A 25,569-nucleotide genomic window follows, 5' to 3' on the forward strand; every position below is an offset into this window, starting at 1 on the left:
GTAAGAGAAGTAAATGGGCGATAAAAGGATCCCATTAGCCCTTCGCTACGGTTTGCAGCGCGCGTACCAGCGTGTTTTGGGCCAGGTCTACTTTGAAGGCATTTTCGCTACGCGGTTTGGCGGGCTGAAGCGCGGCAGCTGCCGCATCCCGAAATGTGGCTTGGCTGGCCGGTGCTCCCGTCAGTACCTGCTCGGCAGCTGGGCTGCGCCAGGGTTGAGCACCTACTCCACCCAGGGCTACCCGCGCCGAACGGATGATCCCATTTTGTACATCGAGACCTACGGCAGCGGATACGAGGGCGTATGCATAGCTGGTTCGCTCGCGCACTTTCAGATAGGTCGAGTGTTGGGCGTGGGGGGCGGTTGGAATAAGTACGGCTACAATCAGTTCACCCGGTTCCAGTATATGTTCACGATGCGGTGTGTCACCGGGCAGTAGATAAAACTCGTTGACAGGCACACGGCGCTGTTTACCCTTATGGTTTTGCAAAATCAGCACGGCATCAAAAGCCAGCAGCGCTACGGCCAGGTCGCCGGGGTAACTGGTTGTAATGCAGCTTTCACTCGTGCCTAGAATGGCCATGTTGTGGTTGTCGCCGATGAGGGCAGGGCAGCCGGAACCTGGCTGACGCTTGTTGCAGGGAAAGGCTACGTCGCGGAAGTAACCGCAGCGGGTACGTTGGAGTAAGTTGCCACCGATGCTGGCCATGTTACGTAGTTGCGCCGATGCTGCCAGCAGCAACGACTGCGATACAGCCGGAAATTGCTGGACGACCAGTGGGTTTTCACCTACCGCATTCATGCGCTCCGTGGCCCCGATGCGCAGCCCATCCTTGGTTTGCTCAATGCCTGTAAACGGTAGCGCGTTGATGTCGACCAACAGAGGAGGTGCCACCAGATTAACCTTCATTAAATCGAGCAGCGTAGTCGCGCCAGCTACATACACAGCCTGTGGCCGATCGTTTATCAGGTCTGTAGCATCTTTGGCCGAACTAACTTTAGCATACTGGAAGTCATTCATGAGGGACAGGCTTAACAGGTGACACCTATATAATTTGTGGATGATGCAGCATTAGCGGCATACTGCGAACCAGAACACTTGTCTTACTGACCAGACGCCACTTCTCGTATGGCAGCCAGGATATTGGCATACGCTCCGCATCGACAAATGTTCCCACTCATCCACTCTCGGCACTGGTGATCAGACGTCGCGTGACCTTCCCGTACACATGCCACAGCGCTCATAATCTGTCCAGGTGTGCAGTACCCACACTGAAACCCATCGTGTTTAAGGAAAGCTTCCTGCATCGGATGTAACCGGGCAGTCGCACTGTCCTCACCAATAGCCAGTCCTTCGATGGTGGTTATGGCCTTACCCTGCTGCATGATCGCCAGTGTGAGGCAAGAGGTGATACGTTCCCCATCAACGTGAACAGTGCAGGCTCCGCACTGACCATGGTCACAGCCCTTTTTGGTGCCAGTCAGGTGCAGATACTCGCGTAGTGCATCAAGCAATGTCGTACGGGGCTCTGCGCGTAGCGAGTATACACGGTCATTGATACGTAACGTTAGCTCGGTAGCGCCCTGCACAATTAAGGGGTCAGGGGCGGTGTGTTCAGCCTGATTCATGGGTGCCAGCGTCAGTCCAACCAAGCCAGTGGTGTGTTTGATAAAGGTACGCCGTGAGCTGCTGCCCGGGGACCATTCAGTTGCCATAGCGGTAGGAACATGGATGAAATAAGAGAAAGGTAACCGAGAGCCCGTCACTCTATATGTCATGGAGAGTAACGGGCTCAGGCTTACTTCGCGTTTTTGTTTGCGGTTAGCCACTCGGCCACAGCGCGCGAGAAATCAGCAACATCGATCGGGTGGCGGCTGGTAATCAGGTTACCATCGACCACTACAGGCTGGTCCAGTACCTGTCCGCCAGCGTTAACGAGATCTGTGTGGACGTTCCAGTAGCCGGTCAGCTTTTTGCCTTTCAGAATGTCGGCCGTAGCCAGCACGACCGGTGCGTGACAAATGGCGGCCACCAACTTGCCCGCTTGGTTAAAAGCCTGGACAAAAGCGATGACATCCTTGTCGTTTCGTAAGTTGTTTGGATTCCAGGCTCCTCCGGGAATAAAAACAGCGTCGTAGTCGGCTACCTGAATTTCATCAACCCGACGATCCACCTTAACCCAACCCACAGGCTGTAGGTACTGAATAGCCATGATATGATCCTGAGCCGTTTCCGGCATAGTCAACCCAAACCGGGCCGGGGCCGGGTTAGCTTTCATAGATACAACATCGACCTGTGCACCCAGGGCCTTGAAGTACCATACCGGACCGAGCAGCTCGATTTCCTCGAAGCCATCGGCGGCAATGACGGCAATTTTTTGACCAGCCAACTGCTGGCCGTTATCAATCGGATTAAAGAAAAACTGGCGCAGTCCTTCGTTTCCCGGAGCAGTGAGCAGATGGGCAGCGGGCATAGCGGCCACTGCTGGTGCGCTGCTCAGTTGCTGGAGTACTTCTAATTCGTGTGTACTATTCTGTTGAGTAACCATATAGGAATTGATTTAGTAAAGGGTGTTCTAAATGAGACGAGTATTGACTTTACAGATGAATGCTACTGAAAGCAGACCAGACGCGAGAAAACGGGACGCTACTCCTGAATCGCAGGCGCAAACAACTTGAGCTTATGGAGCCCTTGCTCGAAGGGTGGGTTCGTAATGGACGTATGCAGAAAGTCAAGGATTGGCTCGACTGGAGGAAACGTTAAATGCGTCTGAAGAGCCTCCGCATTGCGAAACTTCTCGTATGTGAGAAACTTGGTATCGTCGCCCTTCAGTTGGGTAAGTTGGTAGGTGATCACGCCTGTTTCACCACGGATGGCAGGCATGGCTGCATGGTATCGTTTTTTAAATTCGTCCTGCGTTCCTGGCTTAGCATCGACAAACAACATCACCGTCATCGAGTCGTCATCGGCATTGGGTTGTCTACGCCAAGCCTCTTTGAAAAGGGGTTCAAGGTCCGTTACCGAAAGCTTCTCAACGGGTGCTGTCAGCCCCGTTTCAGTTAGTTCATTGATAGCTCTACTCTGACTACTGTCCCGCAGCACAGCAAACGCCTGCTGATTTTCCCACCGCTCAATCAACCATAGTACGGTGGGATGCTCGATTTCAGCGTAGGCTTCGGCCATTACGTTATCATCTGCTTCATATGCTAGGCGTACATATGCACTTAAAGTCATGCGAAACTGGTCTTGGTAGCTTGGGGCGACGGTGTACTTAGTCAGCTGAGCAACAGGTTCATCAGTTCTTAAAGATTGCATTTCAGTATATTGATTTAAAGCGATAGAGAAAATGCATTAATGCCAAGTGCTTCTATATAAGTCACCTAACTTGAGTCAGAAGCAAGGGTCAACGTATCGGTAAGCACACTCCAGCAACAAGCCAAAACTTATGCCAGAGTTTTAAGTGGCTGTAATACAGTGATTTGAGGGGAAATTAAAAGAGGGGGAAATAACGATATAACGGTAAAAAGACGAAAGTATCGATATATCGTAGGGTGATTGACTTGTGAAGTAAAATCGATTATGTCACTCCGCTATCGACCCTGCTTTATCAGTTTCTAATTTGTCAAAAAGTACTAGATCACGATCTAGCCAAAGTTTAATTCAATACAGGTCAATTGCGTGCTTGACGAATTACTCTCAGGGCGAATGTACCCCCGATACCCTCGCTGGCTAATTCCTTTTTCAAGGTTCGCTAAAAACCATTACGGCCTTACGAGCTGTTTTTGTAATAATGGACCTAGTCAAAACTAGCATTTAGCCAGCCGCCAAGCCCTGCGGCTGATGGCCTGATGGATGTCAGCAGCTACTACAGCCCATTGAACGTGGGTGGAGCATTTCGCTACCAAATGCTCCGGACCTACCTGATGAAGAATGCACCAATATTCAATGTCTACACCATAACGCTGTGGTTAAACGGGGTTCTGGTTCTCGGTCTGCTTCTCTGACACAGATTCTTCAACTTCGGCAGGTGCACCAGTTGGCGTTTGGGTAGTAAGAAAAACGTACGATAACTGACCTACAAGAAACAGAACAAGACTAAGTATTGTGTTCAGGTATGCTGCTGCGAGGGCGATCAAAAAGAATATTACCTGAATTAGCATTCTTTTCTTTGTAATAGATATGATTCGGCTATCGAGTTTTGGGTCGATCAATCGATGGTTATACGTAGCGTACCACCATTGGGCGTAAAAAGCTAGTAACACCGCAATTAAGTTGCTTCCATAAATCAGGACAGAAAACTGACTCAATTTTTTTTCACTAAGTAGTGCAGCAGAAAAAGGGATTAAAGAAATAAACATGAGCAGAATAACATTGAGCCACAGGTGCATGCGTGTCGTGTGCTTAATGAAATAAAACTGCGAGTGATGCCCCGTCCAATAGATACCCAGAATGAGAAAGCTGACAACGTAGGGGAAAAGCTTGACAACAACAGGCTGAAACTGCTCCCAAAACCCTTGTCCGTGTCCGGCAGATTCCTTGACGTCTAATACTAGAAGAGTCATGGCTATTGCAAACACACCATCGGTTAGTGCTTTAATGCGATCTGTTTTAAAGCCTTTTTTACTATCCTCAGATTGCTCCATTGCTGTTAGTTAATCAATTATTAGTCAATGAGTTGTCTTGCAATACTTCGGACTATTAAAAGCAGAGCACGTAATTAGTTGAGTGACAGTTCGTGATGGATGCGTACGAAGAGAAAAGCCATTCTAATGTTTCCCTTTCGTCAGACACCATGGAAATGAACTGTATTCTGTATACGTATACAGAGGTGTCGCATGTTATCAATTTACAAGGCGTTACAAGAATGAAGGATCATTCTATGCTAGTAAGTCTTCCAGTTTAGTTTAAGTTGATAGGTGTCTTACAACGTTAAGGTCCTTTGGGACGTAGGTCTACGCTCTGATATCGGAAGAAAAAAAGACAAGAATAATAGGAGGGTATTTTCTTCAGAGCGTTTTGATAAAATAGTCAATACATACTGACGAACGTTCAGGTACTGTTCTCTAGCTATACACAGTGGCTCAAAAGCTATGCCATGTGATAATTTTCTGATAATTAGAAAGTTGAGTGAAAAACTATACATGTAAAATCAACGACGTAACGCTAAAAAAGCGTAAACCACGATATGTCGTTTACGAATGTTACAAAGCTTTATATTCCAAGCTTTTTCATTCTGGATTTGAGGGTTGACGCATTGATTTCCAGCAGTTCGGCTGCTCCCCCTGGACCATAAATCTTCCAGTTACATTGCCGAAGCGCAGCCAGAATATGATCACGTTCGTTTTCCACCATAGTTTTGACCCTATGATCTGTATTCCCTTCTTTGACAGAGCGAGCAGATGGGATTTGAATATCCTTTATTTCTTCATCCTGACACAGCAGAATAGCACGGGTGATCAGGTTTTCTAGCTCACGCACGTTACCAGGCCAGGGATAGTCGATCATCATTTTTTTTACTTCATCGGAAAAGCCTTTGATCATTTTGCCAAACTGGCTCTTCTGGAGTTCCAAAAAATGAGTGGCTAGTGGAATAATATCTTCTTTTCGCTCTCTTAATGGTGGTAGTTGTACAGGGAAAATATTCAGCCTGTAGTACAAGTCCAGCCTGAATTTGCCATTTGCCATCTCTTCTTCCAGATTGCGGTTAGTTGCAGCAACTACCCGAATATCCACTCTCTTTCGTTTACCACCGATGGGTTCTATTTCCATTTCCTGTAGTACTCTCAGAAATTTCACCTGCAAATCCAGGGGAAGCTCACCGATTTCATCCAGGAAGATCGTACTTCCATTAGCCTGTTCAAATTTACCGATGCGCTTTTCAAAGGCTCCAGTAAAACTCCCCTTTTCGTGGCCGAAAAGATCTGATTCAATAAGATTATGAGGTAAGGCTGCACAATCCACTACCACAAAATTATTGGTATGCCGGGGCGAAAGTTCATGAACAAACCGGGCTAACAACTCTTTCCCTGTGCCGCTCTCGCCCAGCAGGAGGACAGGTACATTCGTAGCAGCAACAGTTTCTATGTTTTTAAGTATAGCCTGAACTGGCGTACTAGTACCCACAATCTTTTTGAGTTCCCGATCCCTGGCAGCTGTCAGTACCGGGTTTTTCTGGTTTGTCGTACTTTCCTGCACTATCGCTTTCTGGGTATGATGATACCAGGCAATGTCCAGCATAGCAAGCACATCGCGCTCTCGAAATGGCTTGATCAGAAAACCATATGGGCCAGTCATCTTAGCGGCCGTGAAAACACGTTTATCAGAGTTTGCCGACAGGTAGATAAAGGCGATGCCTCTGGCCTTCAGTATGTGTGCTAGATCAATGCCTGTCTGTTCACCTTCTAAATAAATATCCAGCATTACTAGGTCCGGTACCTGCCTGTCTATAATCTCAAGCGCATCGTCAACTGATCTGGCAATGGGTAAGACGCGGTAATCAGCCTTTAAAAGGATAATTTTTAAATTGTTGGCTTCTATAAACTGATCTTCGACAATAAGTATAGTATCCTGCATGAATAAAAGTCGCTGAGTATTTAAGTTAGAATCGTATTTCCTGCTTTCTAATATCTAACCGCTTCATTTTTGAGGTAAGTGTACTTGGTGGAATGCCTAATAACTTGGCTGCTCCATATTGCCCATTGATCCTTCCCTTGCACATCTTGAGTACCCGCAGAATATGGTCTCGTTCGTTTTCGTCGAGCGTCATTATTCGCTTATCAAGATACGTACTTCTGTCGTGTGGTGTTGAATGCGATTTAGGCAAGTCTACTACCGTTAAGGTATCGCCTTTCGTGAGTAAAACACTTCGTTCGATCATGTGCTCCAGTTCCCGAATATTACCGGGCCAATCGTACCGCTGTAGTTCCTGTAACACAGCACTGCTCAACGACTTGATGTTCTTGCTCGCCTTGAGTGCGTATTTCGTTATGAAATGGCTGGCTAACAATGGCATGTCCGATAACCGATCGCGTAGAGGGGGAAGTCGAATTGGAAAGACGTTGATGCGGTAAAAGAGATCGCTTCGAAAGGTGCCCTGCGCCACCTCTTTGTCAAGATTCCTATTAGTAGCTACAATAACCCGAACATCGACTTTGATTACCGACTTGCCTCCAACCCGTTCAATTTCTTTTTCCTGTAAAGCACGCAACAGTTTACCCTGTAGATCGAGTGGCATTTCCCCAATTTCGTCCAGGAACAGCGTACCCTGGTTGGCTAGTTCGAACTTTCCTATTCGTCGTTCCGAAGCACCCGTGAAGCTTCCTTTCTCGTGCCCGAATAATTCAGATTCAATTAAGTTAGCCGGTAATGCCGCGCAATTTACTTTTACCATCAACTTCGCTTTTCGGGGTGAGTTATTATGGATAGAACGGGCAACGAGTTCTTTACCGGTACCTGTTTCCCCCAGTACCAAAACCGTACTATCCGTATAGGCGACCTGTTGAATAAGCTTTAGCACAGCTTGGATTTCGGAACTGGCACCAATCATATCAGAATTGCTGCTAGGAGCTTCCAGCTCTCTCAATATATAGATTTTTTCATCCTCTAGGCGTTCATTCTTTTTCTTTATTTCTACCAACTGTGCCCTAATATTATCTGACGTAATCATAGCAGAAGCCATTACGGCGACTTGAGAGCACATGCTGAGAAATAATTCTTCCTTTTCCTGAATAATATAAAACTGTCGGGTGAAAAAAGTTAGTAAACCAACAAGTTTGTCTCCTATACGAAGTGCAATACCTCCCATGCCTAGTGAAGAATTTTTGTCTGTTTCTTCTAAATAGTATGGATGGTCGGCGTAAGCTATTCTCAACTCATTTGGCTCAACGTAAACGATGCCTGATTCGACAACAAGCATGTCGTGAATTATGCCCGTGTTGTCAAAGTCCTTTTCGGTGTCTGTTTGATAGCATGGGTGATGGATGAATAAAGAACCTTTGTCATAGAGAACAGGCGATCTATACTGTAAATCAGTAGATAAAGACCAAAGAAGAAAGTCGTCTATGTCAAAATGGTCGAGTAAGTACTCTTTAATAATTTTGGTTAGTTTATTTCTGTCTTGGATAGACGTAATAAGGCTGTTAAATTGTAATAGGCGCTTTTTCTCTGCTTCCCGGCGCTCATACATTAAATTGATTACGATGTTTCGAATCGAAGCAGATAGATGGCTGGCGATATCCCTGATCAGCTGCAATGCACTTGACGTGATAATATAGCTATAGTCAAATGTTAATACCCATGCGCCGAAAGCTTCGGTACCTTTGACGAGTTTGGTCAGCACCACGTATCGGATACCACATTCAATATTCATATTTGGAAAGCTCGGTAGTTGACGAGTATGGAAACGATTTTCCAAATCAAAAACCAGAGGGTCATCACTTGATAACACCTGATCTAAAATTTCGTCGCTGATAGATTGGCTTTCGAAGAGCAACTGGGCATAGTCAGCAAAATGCCGACTGAATTCATGAAAATCAAGTGAAAAAGCGCCAGGTTTTGACCTAACGCGGTTGATTTCTCTAATGCTCGTGTGCGTAAATCCAATTATAGGTTTGATACATTTGCTGATAGTTTCCAGAAGATCTCTATTGCTACAGATTGCTGCCATCTGAGCGCTTAGGCTAATTACTAGGTCCTGCTGAGCGATACGAATTTGTGCCTGCTCCTTCTCGACGAGCTGAGAAATGATTTTTGAGAACTGGGCCAAAAGTAGTTTGGACGCTGGGATGTCTAATTTCGCAATTGAATTTTTGTGGGCATAATTAAGAAATAGTAATCCCCTTATTGTACCATCTAGATCCAGTGGGTACATGATTTTTTCTGTAATTCCGTTGGCAAGCTCAGCTTGCAGATGTGAAACTTTACATGCTATAGTTATTAGTGATTCCTGATTGTAATAAACAAGTTTCTCGCTATCTGTAGATTTTTTATACCAGTGCATGTATTCTGACAATGAGCCGGTATAGTTATCTGGTGTAATTGTATTTTCAGTAAATAATGAGTTGTTTGCGACCATCAAACAACGGCAATTTTTATCGTCGATTTCTAATAGAGCAACGCAGGAGACCGCCTTAAAAAATGGCAGAATATTGTTCTGTGTAATTCGTTTTAAGTCGGTAAAGCTTTTAGCATCCCATAAGCCAAAATCGTAGCTAAAGGGTTGTGTAATATGGGAGTTTTTTGTCTGTATTAACTTGTGCTCTTCGATGATTACACGGTTGATCGTCATGTTAATCGTCAATGATAACAGTAACAGGTCATCTTTGTCTGGTAGGGGGGGCGTTGAATCGGTAAAGAGTAGTAAAAGGTTTCCCGAAAAATCATTGTCCTCTTTCAGTGAAAAGGATAGAATTATGGAACCGTGTGGAGGGTCTTGCCAAAAATATTTTTTCAGTGCTGACTGATGCCAGTCTTCGTCCACATCAAACTTATTGAAACTTTGCTGACCCGGGCTGTTGCCTAGAATTACCTCATCGACCGATAAATCCTTCAACTGAATATGATGAGTGAATTGGGTGTACTCTTGGGGTCTATCGTCTAATTGAAGCAGGTTGTTAAACTGATTACTTTCGGTGTCCAGAATGAATATAGCTGGCTGAGTATATCCAATATATGATTTGAGTGTCGTTTCAAAGATGCTTATGAGGTGGGATTTGCGCTTTACTGACAGCAGTTCAGTGGCCACCTTTTGTCGTAGTTGACGGGTTTCGTTCATTGTACTTTCCTTTTCAGTCTTTAAAGGTTAGACAACCTTTCTACCTTGGTTGATCAAGGCTTCAACTGTTTTCAATAAAAGTCCTGCCAAAAAATTAAACGCCTGATAGACAGGGTATAATTAGAAAACTACTGTTCGTCCTATCATGATATATCGTGAGAAGCTAGGGTATGATCATTATATATCATGGTACACAAGTAGAGGATAGTTCATCAACGGCTTCGCGTTATTCCACTCTATGCCAGCCCCTTGCCAATCAGGATATTTAATCTTAACTTCTGCAATAAAGCCCAATGGCCATACCTATAAAATCAATCAGCGACTATGTTGAAGTTTAGTTATCTACGTAATTTTCTAAGCCTTCATGGGTTGGTTTCTGTATGGCTCCTAGTTGGCACGACCATACCCGAATTTAGCTTTGGTCAATTTTATCCCTCTGCGCCCATTATCCCAGAAAAAAAGATTTCTCAGTTACAGACTCTTATTCGGGAACCAGCCACTACTCATCACGATCGTAATCGCGCCTTGCTTGACCTAGCTAATCTGTATTACAACAAACCACGAAAACGGTATACAGATTTGAATAAAGCAGTGGCTTGTATACGCAGAATCAAGCTAGAGGATAGATCTGCTAAGAATCAGGAACTGCAACAAGAAGCCATTACTTTTCTAGCGCTCGTAGCTATTGATAAGAATGAATTTAGTCGAGCAGAGAAAATGCTGGAGCAACTCAATGGTCGTTTTAAAGTGGACCTTCAACTGCGGTTAGCGTACGCCTACTGTGAAACTGAGAATGATTATAAGCAGAAAGACTGGCCTAAGGCAATCACCCTTGCAGACCAGATTATACGCAGTAGTATAAAATCACGCGACACCGTCCGTGAAATACTGGGGCGTCAAATCATAGCTCTTGTTCATGCTAAACAGCAGGACCCAAATGCAGAGAAAGAGTTACTTGATATAATTGAATGTTTCAAAAAAATAGGAAATGATTGTTACCCAGTTACTTACGCAGTATTGAGTGAATACAATTATTATTTAGGCGATCAGTCGAGAGCACTGGCTTACTCCTTGCTCGCTGTTAAATCCATGGAGATCACCCATAATTATAGCATGGCCGGTGACATTTATGCTAATCACGCTATGATGTGGACAGATAATGACGATTATGGCAAGGGTGTCTATTATATCCAACTGGCTATTAAATATTTCAAACAACGAGCTGGTCGATACAATCTCTCTGATCCAATCTTTCTTTTCAATACGGAATATATATACGGAAAAACAAGTAATTATGAAGAAGATTTAATAAAAATGAAGAATCTACTTGCCAGTGCCCCCCCACAGACAATTTTAGATCAAATTTACCACAATGTTATTATGGGGTGCATTTACCGTCGTATGAAACGCTATGAAAAATGTGAGATCTATTATAAACGGGCCTATACTATCAGTAAAAAGTACGGCATCTCTCAATTTCGGACTACGGCTAGTCTAGGACAACTATACACCGATTCGAAACAGTTTGCTAAAGCAAGACCCTTTCTTTACGAAGTACTTCGATTTTCAGAAAGCTTGCACGACAATAGTGTCAATAGACATCTCCATTACATGACCTTCTTAACGGATTCGGCAACAGGTCATTATTTTGATGCAATTAAGCACCTCAGTTTGTGGAGTAGTAGTAATTATTACAACCTTGCCAAATCAAGAGAACGCGAAGTACAACGTCTCCGTATCGCCCACGAAGCGCAACAAAAAGAGGATGAAATTAAAATAAAAAACCAGAATATTAAGCTCTTGAGTCAAAATGCAAAGATTCAGCAAGAACGGCTTCGTAATGCTAACCTAATTGCTATAATTGCTGGAGTCGTTGTACTGTTTCTAACTTTAAGTTCAATATTATTTTTTTCTAAATACCAGCAAAATAATCGAAATAGCCGTGCTATTGAAGACAAGAACGGCATTATCATAGAGAAAAACCAGATGCTGGAACATCTGCTCGATGAGAAAGAATGGCTATTGAAAGAAGTGCATCATCGAGTGAAAAATAATCTGCATACTATATTCTGCCTCCTTGAAAGCCAGAGCTCGTATCTTGGAAATGATGCACTGAAAGCCTTAGAGACGAGTCAAAGCCGGATTTACGCCATGTCATTGATCCATCAGAAGCTGTACCAATCTGATGATATCAAAACCGTTGATATGAGGAGTTATTTCGCCGAATTCCTGCTTTTCCTAGCTGAAAGTTTTGAGGACTCAGATCATATCAGGATTGTACAAGAAATTGATTCTATTAAAATGTTAGCTTCACAAGCGACTTCTTTAGCACTGATCATTAATGAAAGTGTGACAAATGCCTTTAAGCATGCCTTTCCTGAAAACCATGATGGGCTGATAAGCGTGAAACTGTATCAGCTGGATGATTATTTATTACTGACTGTAGAGGATAATGGCATTGGTTGGAATGAAAGCGTTTATGATGGCCAAAATTCGTTGGGTATTCAACTCATGAAGGGTTTGAGCGAAGAGTTAGGTGCGCAAATTCATTTTGATAATCGCAATGGTACTAAGGTTTCACTATCTATGAAATATAAGCTAGCAGAGGACTCAGTAATTCGTGAAAAATTGTTTACCTAATCAACGTTCATACTTTTCGGTCGCCACTTTTTACTTTGTATTTGAGGATCAAGTTTACCTAGCTAAGCTGCAGGCGAAAAAAAAGAGTGCACTCCTGATTTCCTTGTGAATGGAGTATAGTTTCTTGATGAGGGATTTTGATTGGTTGATTACCCCAATCATACCATGCTTTCTATCATTCAAATAGATGGAGCGAGACGGACGGGGGTACAGCGGCAAACACACCGGTTACGGTCAATACGTTGTTTGCTATTGCTTCACTGAGCAAAACCTTCATGGCCATGGCTAGTATACAATTGGTGGATGCGGGCCGGATTTCGCTCGATGCGCTTGTGGTCCGATACGTTCCTTTCTTTTCGATTGAAGACAGTCATAGCCGGTTTATAACGATTCGCCAAGTTCTGCAGCAAACCAGCGGGCTGGCTGATACGGTTTTTTCAGAATTAGCCTTTCACCAGTAACCAGCTACGTTGAACGAAGTGACGACTCAGTTCAAAAGCGCCCGCCTGATCAGTGAGTCGGTTAAGAGGTTTCATTACCATAATCCCAACTATCGACTGTTAGCACAGATTGTTGAGTCGGTTAGTCGTGAGCCCTTCGCTGATTATTTACAGGAGCATATTTTAAAGCCGTTGGAGATGACTCACACCAGCGAAGTGTCGGCTACCCAATCGTTTTATACGGGTCCCGGCCGAGTCGATAAGGGGCATATTTTCGTGATCGGCACATTCGTTGCCATTCAAGAGCCAGATTGTTTTGTGGAAGGAGCCGTCTGGATACGTTCGACGGTTAGCGATATGGCGCACTGGCTCAGCCTGCAACTAACGCAGGGCCGCATTGGCAATAGGAAGTTACTGAGTCGTGCCTTCATGACGCTAATGCATACCTCTCCGGCCTAACCATCGATGCATTATGGTATGGGCTGGATAGTACGTCCTAATTCAAGTCTGTACAACAGCGGTATACCATGAACTTATAGCGCTGAATAGCAAATGGCTACGGTGTGGTTATACTTTTCAACAGTGGTATTAACCCATACGTCGATTACAATTCATTTCTGCGGGGTGTGGCCGGAATTTTGGCTGGTCAGGAATCGGAGGTGCCAGCGTTTCCTGATCGGGTTTTGCCCATTGGGGTAGGGTTCATTCTGATGCTCTTCATTGGGATAGCTGTACAGCGGCTTTTGGGAGGTAGAAAATGGCGTCAGGCATATTACCAGAGAGCTGTCTGGCTTTAGGGACTCGATTGTTACCTTTTATTATGTTGCTGCTTATTCCGGCGATACTGACGGCTATTGGTGGGCACATGTTGAACTGGGAACGTATTTTTCTGATGATTCCCGATGCGCTACTAGGCTGGAGTTTGATCGCCTTATTAAATCTGGCTATCGTTTTTTCTTGCCTAGTCTGGCTTTAAGGCCACAATTGTACACCTGGCAGCAAGAAGTAGCACATAAAGCTTCGTCCGCTAATAATGAGTGTCAAACTGCTAGAGGATGAAGTATTACAATACACCGCATATTGAAGTTCTTCAATACGATCACTCAGCACTTGAGAAAATGTCGTCATTCATATATAGTTTGTTGGTATAGATTTTGTACAAACTACTATACCAATTGGGTTCATGTAGTGACTATGTACTAGTCAGACTTACCTAGAGAAACATAGATTGTAAATCTGCATATGTTTCGATCCTCTGTACGTGTCAGACAGTGTTAATGTAGACTTGTGGTCATATACTATGATTCTGCTTGCTTAACAGGAATACGTGGGTTGACTATTGAATTTAATTAACCCAAAAATCCACAATCCAAGTACTTTTCTCTCCTGAGAAAGCGGACCATGAACACTAAACTTGACGGTATTTTACTGCCGAGTTACAACTTCATTTACTGAATGACTGCTCACCGACGTATTGCTTTGATGGTTACCTCTGGTTTAATAATCAGTGTAATTATCGGTATCAATGCCCATCAGACAATTCGTCAACTTATAGAGATGAACAAGTGGCTTGTTCATACTCATTTGACCGTCAATAAAACACAGCGAGTTCTAGCCATACTACATAACCTCGATAATGATTTACGGGGTTATTTACTCAGCCAAAATGGTTTTTTTAAAGCAGATTTTGATCAAAATACGCAACAGATGGTCGGCCATCTGAGCCGACTTAAAACACTTACGTCAGACAATCCTTCCCAACAAAAGCGTATTCAGACTTTGAACGCGCTTTTTCACAAGAAAATGATGCTAAGTGAAGCATTGTTTAAGCAAGGTGGTATCGTTAAGGGTACTGCTCGTCTTGATTCGATAAAAATTTATCTGACATTGAGCGATCGTTTTAGTCAAGTATTGACGGAAGCGGAACGCCACGAAAATATTTTACTTGACCAACGGACCGCCCAAAATGAACGATCTGCTCAATATGCTACATGGAGCAATTTAGTTGGTGCCGTTACCGCTTTTGCCATGATCATGTGGGCTATTTATTTACTATTTCAGGCACTCCGAACTAGCACTAGCCTTAATAAACAACTAACTGATAGTGAGCGACAGACCAAAAAATTATTAGAAGCGGTCCCTGTTTCAATCGTGATTGTCGATCGACAAGGTAAATTTTATTACGCTAATGAAGCCGCAAAAAAGATGTTCGGTAATATTAGCCAATTTGATTCCTACACAGATGTCCTGGAGTCAATTCAATTATTTCGCTACACTGACGGAAAACCCTATCCTCTGGAGGAAAGACCTACTTATAAGGCGTTACAAGGCCAAGTCGTTCAGACGGACGATCTTGAAACTCGGGTAGACGGTAGAGCGGTTCAATTATTCTGTTCTTCGTCCCCAGTCTACGAGGAAAGTGGGGAGCTGCAATACGTTATCTCGTCTATTATTGATATTAGCGATCGGGTTCAATCACAAAACCGTTTGCAAGAAGCCAAGGAAATTGCCGAGAAGGCTGCTAAGGTTAAAGAAAATTTTTTGGCCAACATGAGCCATGAAATTCGGACACCGCTCAACGCGATCTTAGGCTTTTCGGACCTTTTATCCACTACCACTCTTGACTCGGATCAGCAAGAGTTTGTCGGCTTCGTTCGAACTGCAGGTAAGAATTTATTGACGATCGTCAATGATATTCTTGATATTTCGAAAATAGAGGCAGGGATGATCAGGCTCGAATCAATTCCCTTTAGTATTTATCTGCTTACAGCTTCAATTAAGACAATGCTTCAGCCTTCGGCTGTCGATAAGAATCTGTACCTGAGAATAGAAACAGATCCTGATATACCCCCTGTCTTGCTTGGAGACCCTACTCGATTAACGCAAATTCTGCTTAACCTGCTAAGCAACGCTACCAAATTTACGAAACGCGGGGGAGTGATTCTGCGGGTGGAGAAAGAAGAGCAGTCCGCTGAAACAGTACGAATACGATTCCTCGTAGAGGACACCGGAATCGGTATTGAGCCAAGTGTGTTACCGACCATTTTTGAGCGTTTTCAGCAAGCCAGTGATTTTACAACGCGTTTTTACGGTGGTACTGGATTAGGGTTGAACATCGTAAAATCGTTAGCTGAATTGCAAGGTGGTTCAGTCAGCGTATCGAGTACGGTTAATACAGGTTCGGTCTTTACGGTAGAAATTACGTATAAGATAGCTGAGCCACAGCCAACTAATTTAACTAAAGCACAAGAGTCGCCGAATGCAATTGCTGACGATCGTCAGGTCTGCATACTGGTAGTAGAAGATAATCACATAAATCAAAAGCTAATTCTGCAGGTAATTAAACGATTAGGGTATCATGTTGATTTGGCCGATAACGGCCAAAAAGCGATTGATTCACTGTTGTCGAAATCGTATGACATTGTTTTAATGGACATACAAATGCCAATAATGGACGGTTACGAAACGACCCGGCAGATCAGAAATCAATTACAAAGCTCGGTCCCGATCATCGCGATGACAGCGCACGCACTAGCTAGTGAACGAGAAGAATGTTTGAAAGCGGGCATGAACGATTTTCTATCTAAACCATTCCAGGTAGACGATCTTCAGCGGTTGATCAAAAAGTACTTAGCTTCTAAAAATTCAGAAGAAGAGTTCAATGCGGACAGAGAAACATTGGTTGATACTTCAGACGATTTCTTTATTAATTCCTTGTTGCAGACAACAGGCAACGATATGGAGTTAGCTGTTGAATTGCTGCATATGTATATTAACCAAGTGCCCAGAGAAATTGAAGAGATTCAACAGGCTCTTAAACAAAAAGATATAAACACTGTCAGTCGCTTGATTCATACGCACAAAGTGCACACTAAAATGTTAAGTATGGATGAAGCAACCCGTTTGATTATCCAGGCCGAAATGTTAATTAAATCAAATCACGATTTTGATGAACTAGTAGCTACCGTCGAAAAGTATATTTTGCAAGTTTTTCAAATCTTACCAAAGCTCGTCTTGTTTTTAGAAAATACAGAAAAAAAAGTTGCCTAGTAAGTTCATATTATTAGGCATCAATTGAGCTTGAGTAGTTAAAATAGCTTGTGTTCTCAGTCATGCTTTTGTGAAATAAGTCCCAATTGGTACTTTCTTGTGCTTTCTTGGCCAAATAGGGATCTCTTTCTGGTTTTCCGGTAGCCTATCAACTAATTAAGTAAAGTGTAAATGCGTTGAGCTATGTATATTGATATGGATTTTTGATATACTAATTCACGTAAGTAAGAAATAGGTAATCACATATTATTCTTAATTTTTACAAATAAATGTCACTTTAAATAAATATTCGGTACCAAAATTGTACACATATCTGCTGCATAGGTTGCCTTACTATTTTATCCGTTAACAGCAGATACATGTCCATGGAACAAAGTTTGTTAGACGTCCGAATACTCCTGGTCGACGATAACCAACTCAATTTACTGTTGATTCGTAAGCTACTTACTAAGTGGGGTAGTAGCGTTGATGTGGCGGATAACGGCGAGAAGGCCGTTGAGCTTAGTCGCAGTCGAGTTGGTAGCCAGCAGCCATACCAAGCTATCATTATGGATCTGCAAATGCCGATTATGGACGGGGCTACGGCTTGCCAATTAATTCGCCAATTTGATGCACAGGTCGCAATTCTAGCTTCATCAGCAACGGCATTGCCGCAGCATGAATTAGACGCCAGTGGTTTTACCGGTTTAATTGTTAAACCGTTTGAACCGGCTGAGTTGCGGGATCAACTTTTGTCGATCCTAGTCTAACGGTATGAAGCTAACCTCTACTCCTGTTGGTCCGGAGGCCGTTTCGACGGTCGAATTAAATCGAGAAGTCAATCGCCGGCTGTCCTATAGTACGACTACAATTGTCTGGATTTTTTTATCCGTTTATCCATTTTTTTCGATTCTGGATTACGTTTTCGCTGAGTTCATCTGGCAGCCATTTCTGTTGGTACGGGCTATAACCGCACTCGTAGTATATATGGTTTACCGCATCAGCCAGGCTCGTAATGGGACGCATCAGCTACCGCTGCATTTCATTATGGGTAGCGTAAGCCTGACGTATGGTATTCTATGTAATCTGGTTGATTTTGGCGCGGTTAATACGTATTTTCTAACGTTATCAGCCATCTTTTTGCTCATCAATGCCACGGTGACATGGCCACCCGTTAATTCGTATCTGCATACGATCCTCGCCATCGGTTTTCAGTTGTTGTGTTTCTACCTTCTGAATCAACGATACTCCTTATTGACTTTCTTTCAGGAGGGTGGAGCCGTATTTCTGGTGGTTGCTTTCTGTTCTGCATACATCCCCCGGGCCCGGTACCGATTATTAACCCGCGCTATCAAGATGCAATTGATGGCACACCGAACAAACGAAAAGCTACAGGACCTAAATGGAGAACTGCTGGACAAGAACCAGCTTATTCTGGATACTAACGCTAAGCTTCAGCGGATTAACGAGCAGAAAAACGACTTCATCTTAATTGCGAGCCATGACCTGAAGAACTTGGTCAGTACTATTCGGATGTCGGTCAGTGAATTGCAGTCCGAAGAAGCCGGCATGAGCGCTGACCAACAGGAGTATGTTGGGTTTATTTCGGATTCATCGAATCGGATGCAGTACCTGCTTAATAAGCTGTTTGATGTGAAAGAGATTGAAGGTTCAGAAATAGCCTTCAACTACGAGCTGACTGATCTGAATCGAAAAATTACTCAGGTTGCCAATGAGTTATCCGATGCTGCGGCCCGTAAGGATATAGAGTTATCCCTGAATATTCTGCCTGCCAGTATGATGGTTCGGGTCGATCGTATTTTCGCCAAGCAGATTTTTACTAACCTGCTTACCAATGTGATCCGGTTTTCTCAACCGGCTAACACACTTACTTTACGCACGGATGCAATTGATTCTCGGTTCGTGTTCGAATTGATCGATCATGGACAGACGATCGGACAGACCCATATGGAACGGCTTTTCAACAAGCTGGATGAATTGTCTTATACCAATATCAGTTCGCCGGACCGTACTGGATTAGGTCTTTCCATCGCTTTACGGCTGACCGAGGCTATGGACGGCAAACTTACCTACGCCAGCGACCCGCGTATCGGTAATTACTACCGGGTTGAGTTTCCGCTGGCGTGATTTCGTTTTTACTCCCTCACTAGTTATTTCTCGTTTTTTATGCTGTATCCCCGTGTCTTGACATACCAGGCGTTGCTACTCGTTCTGCTGGGTCTTACGCTGCAATCTACTTTTGGTCAACAAGCATCGTCTCGGAAGTTTCCCGTTCAGCTGGCCAACTCCACGGGTCAAAAGCCAACAACCGCATCCGTATCCCCAGGAATGGCCTCACCAACGGTTGGTCCTGCGCGACTAACATTTGCCGAGGCCGGCTACCCGGATCAAGCGTTACAGGGATTGAGTAGCACCGCCACTTATTACCTGCGTATTCCGCCAACTGCGACGTTACAAAGCGGCTCGCTAAAGCTCTTTCTGACGCCATCACAAGCGCTGCAGTCCAACCAGTCATCGGTAACAGTACTGGTACGTAATCAACCTGTCCTGAGTTTAAACGTCAGTCAGTTACCGGCTGGGTCGCCGATCGTTATCCCCTTGTCGTCTGCTAGCCAGGAAGCAGGTTCGCCGTTTGTTCAGGTGGAAATTAAAACGCAACTGGTTATAACGAATGACCGCTGCAAGGATCTCGAAAATCCGGCGTTATGGCTCCGGGTCGGTAGTGCGTCATCCATTACGTACCAGACAGCTTATAACGCCAATCAAAAACTGAATCTGTCGAATTGCTTAGCGGCTAAAACGGCAATTGTATATCCGGCTGCAGCCAGCGCTACTGATATCCGATTGGTAAGCGCATTGTATAGCCGACTGACTGCGTTACGATCAGAACCGATTGGCTTGTTTGCGGCCAATCAAATCCCTGATTCGCTGAATAACCTGGTTGTTGTGGGAGAGCTAGCCAGTTTGCCCCCTCGTTACCGCTCCCTGCTTCCCCAGCAGCCTCAAGCGCACCAGGGCTTATTTGCGTTGCGGCCCGCTACGGCAGGAGGACCGGAAATACTATACGTGACGGGTGGCGGCCAGGATGGCTACGCCAAAACCGTTGATGCCGTCAGTAACCCCGCCATTCTGGCATCGGCATTTGGCCGATTCCTGGCTGTAAGTGAAGCTCAACAGACTCAGCTCACGCGTCCATTATCGGATCGGCAGTCGCTGGCTCAGTTAGGAGGGAAGTCCGTAATAATGCAGGGGATTGGTTCGCTACGCCAATTATACAACTTCCGAATCAGTGATTTCAGCCAGCAGCCTGATGAACTGGAAACGCATTTAGAAGCGCGCTACAGTGGGTTACAGGCTGGTGATCGGGGGTTTCTGAACCTTTATATAAACGACGTATTATTTAGCAGTACCCCGCTTGACAAGTCGGGTTTGATTGCGGTATCACCCAAAATAAAACGGTACCTGCTCAAACCGTATAACACGATTCAGGCGGAATTTAGATTTTTCCCGGGTACCAACATCTGTCAAAACAGCTTCACGAGCTTCTTTGCACAAGTTGATGTACAGCGGTCTTACCTGTATAATACAACGGCGTATTCAGCAGAAAGTCTGAGTTTTCTGCAGTATCCGGGCGCTTTCCAAAGTAAACCGCTTGCGGTAGTTGTGAGTCCATCGCAAGTATCACAGGCTGTTCCGGGGGTTTGCGAACTGGTTCGGCAGTTAAATCTGCGGCCTACCAGCACGTTACTTATCCCACCAGTATACCTATCAAACGCTTATAAGCTGTCGAATGAGGAAAACCTGTTGGCGGTGCTTGATCGGGCTGATCCACTCTGGGCTAGTCTGGCAAACGCTCCATTGCAATTCGATCGCAATTTTCGGCTTTACGGCGATGACCCCAGTAAACCCTTGTTTGCCGTATCTGACTCCGTTGCCTGCGGTATCGCTCAGGTATTTCGGGACAAAGACCGGGCTGTGCTGCTGCTGTCACTGAACGGTCCGGCTACAGCGGATGCACTGCGCAATACGGCGCTTCATCTGACTGATCAGATTTCTAGTCAGGCCAGTAACGTACTGATTTCGGCGGGATCGAATCACTTCATGTTCAATCTGACCGAAGACAGCTCAAACGTTGACTACTACGATCGGACTGACTACGCTCGTGACTGGTGGAGCCGCTATAACCTGTACGTTCTGGGGGGCTTACTGGTGCTGGTACTGCTGGCCTTCCTGTACGTACGGTCAAAAGTGAGAATGTCGCAGGCCCTTTTCGATAACTAATCATGCATCGTCTACTCTCTCCGTTACTGCTGCTCGTCAGCATTACCGTTTGTGGTGGCCCTCGGTCAGCCTGGCCACAGCCGAAGCACCGATTCATGTTTGTACCGGGCCTCTATTATTACCAGGCCTCCAAATACTGGCAGCCCACCGGACCGGTTGAGGCATTTGGCGACAACGGGAAATTTCAATCGGTCAGTGTGCGGCTCTATGGCGAGTATGGGCTCTCGAACCGGTTAACGATGGTTTGTACCCTACCATTTGCGGCTAATCAGTACAAAAGTGAACGGCAGGATAATCGAAACAGTGGACTGACTGATCTTGAACTGGGGCTGCGCTACAATCTGCTCAACGTAAACAACCGACGCTATCTATCCTTGCAAGCCATAGGTGTCGTTCCCCTCTATCAAAACGCGACCAAGATACCGTACCTGGGTTATGCCAGTAGTGGGGCGGAAGCCAAGCTACTCTATGCCGGGAGCCTGAAGCTGGCAAAGCGGGATGCTTATTTCAATACGGAAGTTGGCTTACGCCGATTTTTTAAGGTTGGGCCGCGTCCCGTTAATCAGGCCACTATGCTGGCCACTTTCGGCTGGTACGTATCGCCTAAAAACGTGTTGACCGGTGAACTGAGCGGACTGATCTCATACAGCAACATGTTTCGCGAGCTGAATCCCGTCAACCCAACGGTCAATACGGATTTTCGATTCGCGAAGGCAACAATAGGCTACGGGCGACAGCTAGGTGGCAACAACTGGTTGTATGCCAACGTCTATACCGATGTTTATGGACGTAACGTCGGTATTGGTAGTGGCTTTTCACTTACCTCCGTTATCCGCTTTTAATTCATGCAGGCTACGACGCAAACATCGCAAACCCTCACAGACTGGTTACTCAGCGACGGCTTATTAAAACCAATACAAGTAGCCCGGTTAACCCGCTTTCAACGCGAGACGGGCTTTGCATCCGTCAAGATTCTGCTCAACTATTCTTATCTGGCCCGCAAGCAGTACGAGCGGCTATTGGCTGATCGCGGCTTTCCAATAGTGGATATTCGGGCAGAGGAGTATGATATGAACGTTGTCAACCGGCTAGATCTGCGCGTCGCTGATCGTTTCCTGGGCATGCCGCTTCGGATCGATAAAGGTCACGTGGTAGTGGCTATGGCCGATCCTACCGATGAAACGTATAAGGCCCTCGTGAGTGAAACGTTTGGGTTGCCATTGGACATCCTGCCAGCCTCGGACCTTGACATTATCTGGCTAAGTCATAAGCTGCTGGGAGAGCCGTACGTCAAAAAGGCGGTTTTTGACTTGGTGCAGCGCGATCCGGAAAGCTCGGCTCTGGTAACGTTTACGAACCGGCAACTGATTGTCATCTTCAGCGCGATCGCGGTCATCATTACGCTGCTGTGTCTCAACTTTGTTGAAACGACCATCGCCATCAATATTCTGATGAGCACGTTTTTTCTAGTATCGATCAGTTTTAAGTTATTTCTGGCGCTGGTTGGGTCCCGATTTGAGCTGTTTCAGGCCGTTACAAAAGAAGAAGTCGGGCAGGTACGTAACGCAGATTTACCAATTTATACGATTCAACTGCCGGTATACAAGGAAGACAAGCTGATCCGGAAACTGATCTGGAACCTGCAAAATCTTGACTATCCCATCGAAAAGCTGGACGTGAAGCTACTGATCGAGGAGGATGACGATAAAACCCTCAACGCTGTTCGGGCGCTCGACTTCCCGGCTAACTTTGAAGTAATTGTCGTGCCGTTTCACATGCCGAAAACCAAACCGAAGGCCTGTAATTACGGCCTGCATTTTTCGCGCGGGAAGTTTCTGACAATCTACGACGCTGAGGATATCCCCGACGCTGATCAGCTAAAGAAGACGGTTTTTCTGTTCAATAAGCTGCCCGCAAACTTTATCTGTCTGCAAGGGGCGCTCAACTATTTCAACCGGAACGAGAACATACTCACGCGGATGTTCACGCTTGAGTACAGTTACTGGTTTGATTACATGCTGCCGGGGCTGGGCACGCTCGATATTCCCATTCCGTTGGGCGGAACTAGCAATCACTTCAAGCTCGATATGCTGCGAGAGTTGGGTGGGTGGGACCCTTTTAACGTAACGGAAGATGCCGATCTGGGCGTGCGAGCGTTCGCTAAAGGGTACAAAGTGGCCATCGTCAATTCCACCACGTACGAGGAAGCTAATAACGAACCGTTCAACTGGATTCGGCAGCGGTCACGATGGATCAAGGGGTACATGCAGACCTACCTGGTTCACATGCGTGATCCGCGTCGGTTGATCGGGAAAATCGGATGGCGTGGCTTTATTGGCTTCAATTTTTTTATCGGCGCTACATCAATGACGTTTCTTTTATATCCGGTGCTGTTAGCCTTTTTTCTGACGTATCTGATATTCGATCTAAGATCCATTCGATCGTTCTTCCCGGACTGGGTATTATACATCTCGACCTTTAATTTAATCGCGGGAAACATGTTGATGATATACATTAACATGCTGGCGGTGTTTAAACGCCGTTTTTACGAGCTGATCTGGTTTGCTCTGCTCAATCCCATTTACTGGCTTATGCATTCGATTGCTGCCTACAAAGGACTATGGCAGCTGATTACGAAACCATTTTATTGGGAGAAGACAAATCACGGCCTGAGTAAAACCAACGCTATCGCGACTAAATCATGACAGCCTATTCCCGACGACCACTCATCGGAATAGCTCTGGTGTTGGCGATTTATTACATCGTATTGGCTATAAATGGTCAACGCGTAGGATTTCATACAACTGAAGCATTATTCCTGACCGAAAAAGCACTGATTGTTTGGCAAGGCGTGGGGGATAAAGTGTCTGTACTCGGACTAACCTTTCCCATATTTTCTTTCTTTTTCAGCCTACCGTTCAGTGCGTTCATGCCGTTGCTGGGGCCGGTTATTGCCTCGTCGCTTGGCATGGCCCTTCTGTTTTTCCTAGTTGTTGATGATCAGCGGCTGCGGAACATTCCTGTTTTAATTCAGGTGGGTACCGGTCTTTCCTTTGCTTTCCATCCGGGATTGGTGTTCACGGCGGTATCGGGGCAGAGTACATACACGGTGTTGCTCTTTGGCTATTTGTTCTTCCGTAGCCTCTTAATGTACTACCAGTCGAACACGACTTACCACGTATCGATGGCAAGCCTTTTTTTACTTGGTCTGGTCTTCAGTGAAGTTGATTTCGCTTGGTTGTGTTTGTTTCTGCTTCCCCTGATTCTTTTTATCTCGTTGCAAAGTTTGTCATTGCGGGGTGAAGATACGCTGCTTCGACTGGGACTCGCCTTCAACAATATCTCGCTCCGTCGTAAACTGATCAATAAATCCCTTGCCTTGGCGATACTATTGTTTATGCTGCCGCTGGTCAGTTTGGTTGTTTTTAGCCTGCTTAATCGCGTGTACACCGGTGATTCTCGCTATTTTCTCGAAAACCCTTATGCCAATAGCAGTGTCATAACAGATCAGCTTTTTCGTCAGCAATTTGCCGGCTCGCCTACGGACGTAACGCAGGCGGATGCGCCAATGCTGATTTCACTCGGGCGTTTGGTGTACGCGCCTTTGATGCTGCTGATGCTGCTCAGTTTTCGCGGTCGTACGTATCAACTACTGACGCTGCTTAGTCCACTTCTACTGGTAGAGTTTCTGCACGTTAAAGACCCATTGGTACCGGCACAGCTTGAGTTTTATCAAATCTTTATGATGCTGGGTTGGGCAGGATTGACAACTATTTCCGTCGCGAAACTACGTCAGAAAAAAGAATTGGCATTCGCCCTGATGCTGGTGCAAATCGGTGTTGGCGCTTTTTACCAGCTTCACTCGTCCTATGCCGAAGAACGATCTTTTATGCATACGCTAAGCCTACTCAGTGATCCTGAACAAAACGACGACACCCGCTTAATTCAGTTTGTTCAGCAATTGCCCGCCGACAAGCGTATTTTGACAGACGATGCCACTGCGTACCCGTTCATTGCCCGTACCGAGCGTATACGGCCATTCATATTAGTTTATCAGCAGAATTATTTACCAGCGTTAGATAACCCGTATTCATTTACTCAATACATATTGACTCAAAACGTTTCTGATGAGCCCAAAGCGCAGTTTTCTATGGTAAACAAAGCATACATTGGCCGTCTACAGCGTAAGACAGGACAACAGCTCTCGCTCGTCATGAAAAGTAACGATTGGTCGATCTACTCCTTGACCAAACCGGCAAATAAAAGACTGTCACTAAACCAGGCCACCCTGTTATCAACCACAAACTGATAAGTAAGGCGTAGCTGACTAAACGTAATAATTATAATTGCCTCGGGTTTAGGTCATGTGAGGTGATTTTTAAGCA

At 45.2% G+C, this 25,569-nt stretch carries 17 protein-coding genes and 1 pseudogene; 11 read left to right on the forward strand and 7 right to left on the reverse strand.

What is annotated here, in order from left to right; translation table 11 throughout:
* Positions 1–34: 34 nt before the first annotated feature.
* From ACYVAD_RS18395 to ACYVAD_RS18425, 7 genes are all read right to left on the reverse strand, one after another.
* Positions 35–1,021 (reverse strand): FAD binding domain-containing protein, encoded by a 987-nt coding sequence (locus ACYVAD_RS18395; RefSeq protein WP_461140985.1) that lies wholly within the window; start codon positions 1,019–1,021, stop codon positions 35–37.
* 83 nt (positions 1,022–1,104) lie between these two features.
* Complete coding sequence (locus tag ACYVAD_RS18400) at positions 1,105–1,716, reverse strand: (2Fe-2S)-binding protein (RefSeq protein WP_461140986.1); 612 nt, start codon at positions 1,714–1,716, stop codon at positions 1,105–1,107.
* Between the two features lie 83 nt (positions 1,717–1,799).
* Positions 1,800–2,549: a DJ-1/PfpI/YhbO family deglycase/protease gene (locus tag ACYVAD_RS18405; RefSeq protein ID WP_461140987.1), complete on the reverse strand. Its 750-nt coding sequence runs from the start codon at positions 2,547–2,549 to the stop codon at positions 1,800–1,802.
* Between the two features lie 98 nt (positions 2,550–2,647).
* Entirely contained in the window at positions 2,648–3,316 is a 669-nt protein-coding gene (locus tag ACYVAD_RS18410; RefSeq protein WP_461140988.1) for a putative quinol monooxygenase, read from the reverse strand.
* A 653-nt stretch (positions 3,317–3,969) separates the two neighbouring features.
* Positions 3,970–4,644, reverse strand: coding sequence for a TMEM175 family protein (locus ACYVAD_RS18415; RefSeq protein WP_461140989.1), 675 nt, complete (start codon positions 4,642–4,644; stop codon positions 3,970–3,972).
* A 568-nt stretch (positions 4,645–5,212) separates the two neighbouring features.
* On the reverse strand, positions 5,213–6,574 hold the full coding sequence (locus ACYVAD_RS18420; protein WP_461140990.1) for a sigma-54-dependent transcriptional regulator: 1,362 nt from the start codon (positions 6,572–6,574) through the stop codon (positions 5,213–5,215).
* Positions 6,575–6,599: 25 nt separating this feature from the next.
* Positions 6,600–9,773 (reverse strand): sigma 54-interacting transcriptional regulator, encoded by a 3,174-nt coding sequence (locus ACYVAD_RS18425; protein WP_461140991.1) that lies wholly within the window; start codon positions 9,771–9,773, stop codon positions 6,600–6,602.
* 324 nt (positions 9,774–10,097) lie between these two features.
* Here ACYVAD_RS18425 and ACYVAD_RS18430 point away from each other — a divergent pair, with 324 nt between their 5' ends.
* The 11 genes and pseudogenes from ACYVAD_RS18430 (at position 10,098) to ACYVAD_RS18480 (ending at position 25,493) form a co-directional block, all read left to right on the forward strand.
* Entirely contained in the window at positions 10,098–12,413 is a 2,316-nt protein-coding gene (locus ACYVAD_RS18430; RefSeq protein ID WP_461140992.1) for a histidine kinase dimerization/phosphoacceptor domain -containing protein, read from the forward strand.
* 221 nt (positions 12,414–12,634) lie between these two features.
* Positions 12,635–13,312: pseudogene (locus ACYVAD_RS18435) on the forward strand (serine hydrolase domain-containing protein); the annotation flags it as partial.
* A gap of 104 nt (positions 13,313–13,416) precedes the next feature.
* A complete protein-coding gene (locus tag ACYVAD_RS18440) occupies positions 13,417–13,650 on the forward strand; it encodes a hypothetical protein (RefSeq protein WP_461140993.1) in 234 nt (77 codons plus the stop codon).
* A 23-nt stretch (positions 13,651–13,673) separates the two neighbouring features.
* The gene (locus ACYVAD_RS18445) at positions 13,674–13,829 is read left to right on the forward strand and encodes a hypothetical protein (protein ID WP_461140994.1); all 156 of its coding nucleotides are present in this window, start codon (positions 13,674–13,676) and stop codon (positions 13,827–13,829) included.
* Between the two features lie 479 nt (positions 13,830–14,308).
* Positions 14,309–16,903, forward strand: a complete 2,595-nt coding sequence (locus tag ACYVAD_RS18450; RefSeq protein WP_461140995.1) for a response regulator — start codon at positions 14,309–14,311, stop codon at positions 16,901–16,903.
* A gap of 365 nt (positions 16,904–17,268) precedes the next feature.
* Positions 17,269–17,652, forward strand: coding sequence for a response regulator (locus tag ACYVAD_RS18455; protein WP_461140996.1), 384 nt, complete (start codon positions 17,269–17,271; stop codon positions 17,650–17,652).
* Positions 17,653–17,656: 4 nt separating this feature from the next.
* On the forward strand, positions 17,657–19,030 hold the full coding sequence (locus tag ACYVAD_RS18460) for a sensor histidine kinase (protein ID WP_461140997.1): 1,374 nt from the start codon (positions 17,657–17,659) through the stop codon (positions 19,028–19,030).
* Between the two features lie 39 nt (positions 19,031–19,069).
* Entirely contained in the window at positions 19,070–21,184 is a 2,115-nt protein-coding gene (locus tag ACYVAD_RS18465; RefSeq protein WP_461140998.1) for a cellulose biosynthesis cyclic di-GMP-binding regulatory protein BcsB, read from the forward strand.
* 2 nt (positions 21,185–21,186) lie between these two features.
* A complete protein-coding gene (locus ACYVAD_RS18470; protein WP_461140999.1) occupies positions 21,187–22,026 on the forward strand; it encodes a hypothetical protein in 840 nt (279 codons plus the stop codon).
* A 3-nt stretch (positions 22,027–22,029) separates the two neighbouring features.
* Positions 22,030–23,889, forward strand: coding sequence for a glycosyltransferase family 2 protein (locus ACYVAD_RS18475; protein WP_461141000.1), 1,860 nt, complete (start codon positions 22,030–22,032; stop codon positions 23,887–23,889).
* A complete protein-coding gene (locus tag ACYVAD_RS18480) occupies positions 23,886–25,493 on the forward strand; it encodes a hypothetical protein (RefSeq protein WP_461141001.1) in 1,608 nt (535 codons plus the stop codon). The genes ACYVAD_RS18475 and ACYVAD_RS18480 overlap by 4 nt, the downstream gene beginning before the upstream one ends.
* Positions 25,494–25,569: the final 76 nt, after the last annotated feature.

The sequence above is a fragment of the Spirosoma pomorum genome, assembly GCF_054776615.1.

Excerpts from the sequence above, each read along its gene's own strand:
- ACYVAD_RS18395 (WP_461140985.1), bottom strand. The coding sequence starts at position 1,021 with ATGAATGACTTCCAGTATGCTAAAGTTAGTTCGGCCAAAGATGCTACA.
- ACYVAD_RS18400 (WP_461140986.1), bottom strand. The coding sequence starts at position 1,716 with ATGGCAACTGAATGGTCCCCGGGCAGCAGCTCACGGCGTACCTTTATC.
- ACYVAD_RS18405 (WP_461140987.1), bottom strand. The coding sequence starts at position 2,549 with ATGGTTACTCAACAGAATAGTACACACGAATTAGAAGTACTCCAGCAA.
- ACYVAD_RS18410 (WP_461140988.1), bottom strand. The coding sequence starts at position 3,316 with ATGCAATCTTTAAGAACTGATGAACCTGTTGCTCAGCTGACTAAGTAC.
- ACYVAD_RS18415 (WP_461140989.1), bottom strand. The coding sequence starts at position 4,644 with ATGGAGCAATCTGAGGATAGTAAAAAAGGCTTTAAAACAGATCGCATT.
- ACYVAD_RS18420 (WP_461140990.1), bottom strand. The coding sequence starts at position 6,574 with ATGCAGGATACTATACTTATTGTCGAAGATCAGTTTATAGAAGCCAAC.
- ACYVAD_RS18425 (WP_461140991.1), bottom strand. The coding sequence starts at position 9,773 with ATGAACGAAACCCGTCAACTACGACAAAAGGTGGCCACTGAACTGCTG.
- ACYVAD_RS18430 (WP_461140992.1), top strand. The coding sequence starts at position 10,098 with ATGTTGAAGTTTAGTTATCTACGTAATTTTCTAAGCCTTCATGGGTTG.
- ACYVAD_RS18445 (WP_461140994.1), top strand. The coding sequence starts at position 13,674 with ATGTTGCTGCTTATTCCGGCGATACTGACGGCTATTGGTGGGCACATG.
- ACYVAD_RS18450 (WP_461140995.1), top strand. The coding sequence starts at position 14,309 with ATGACTGCTCACCGACGTATTGCTTTGATGGTTACCTCTGGTTTAATA.
- ACYVAD_RS18455 (WP_461140996.1), top strand. The coding sequence starts at position 17,269 with ATGGAACAAAGTTTGTTAGACGTCCGAATACTCCTGGTCGACGATAAC.
- ACYVAD_RS18460 (WP_461140997.1), top strand. The coding sequence starts at position 17,657 with ATGAAGCTAACCTCTACTCCTGTTGGTCCGGAGGCCGTTTCGACGGTC.
- ACYVAD_RS18465 (WP_461140998.1), top strand. The coding sequence starts at position 19,070 with ATGCTGTATCCCCGTGTCTTGACATACCAGGCGTTGCTACTCGTTCTG.
- ACYVAD_RS18470 (WP_461140999.1), top strand. The coding sequence starts at position 21,187 with ATGCATCGTCTACTCTCTCCGTTACTGCTGCTCGTCAGCATTACCGTT.
- ACYVAD_RS18475 (WP_461141000.1), top strand. The coding sequence starts at position 22,030 with ATGCAGGCTACGACGCAAACATCGCAAACCCTCACAGACTGGTTACTC.
- ACYVAD_RS18480 (WP_461141001.1), top strand. The coding sequence starts at position 23,886 with ATGACAGCCTATTCCCGACGACCACTCATCGGAATAGCTCTGGTGTTG.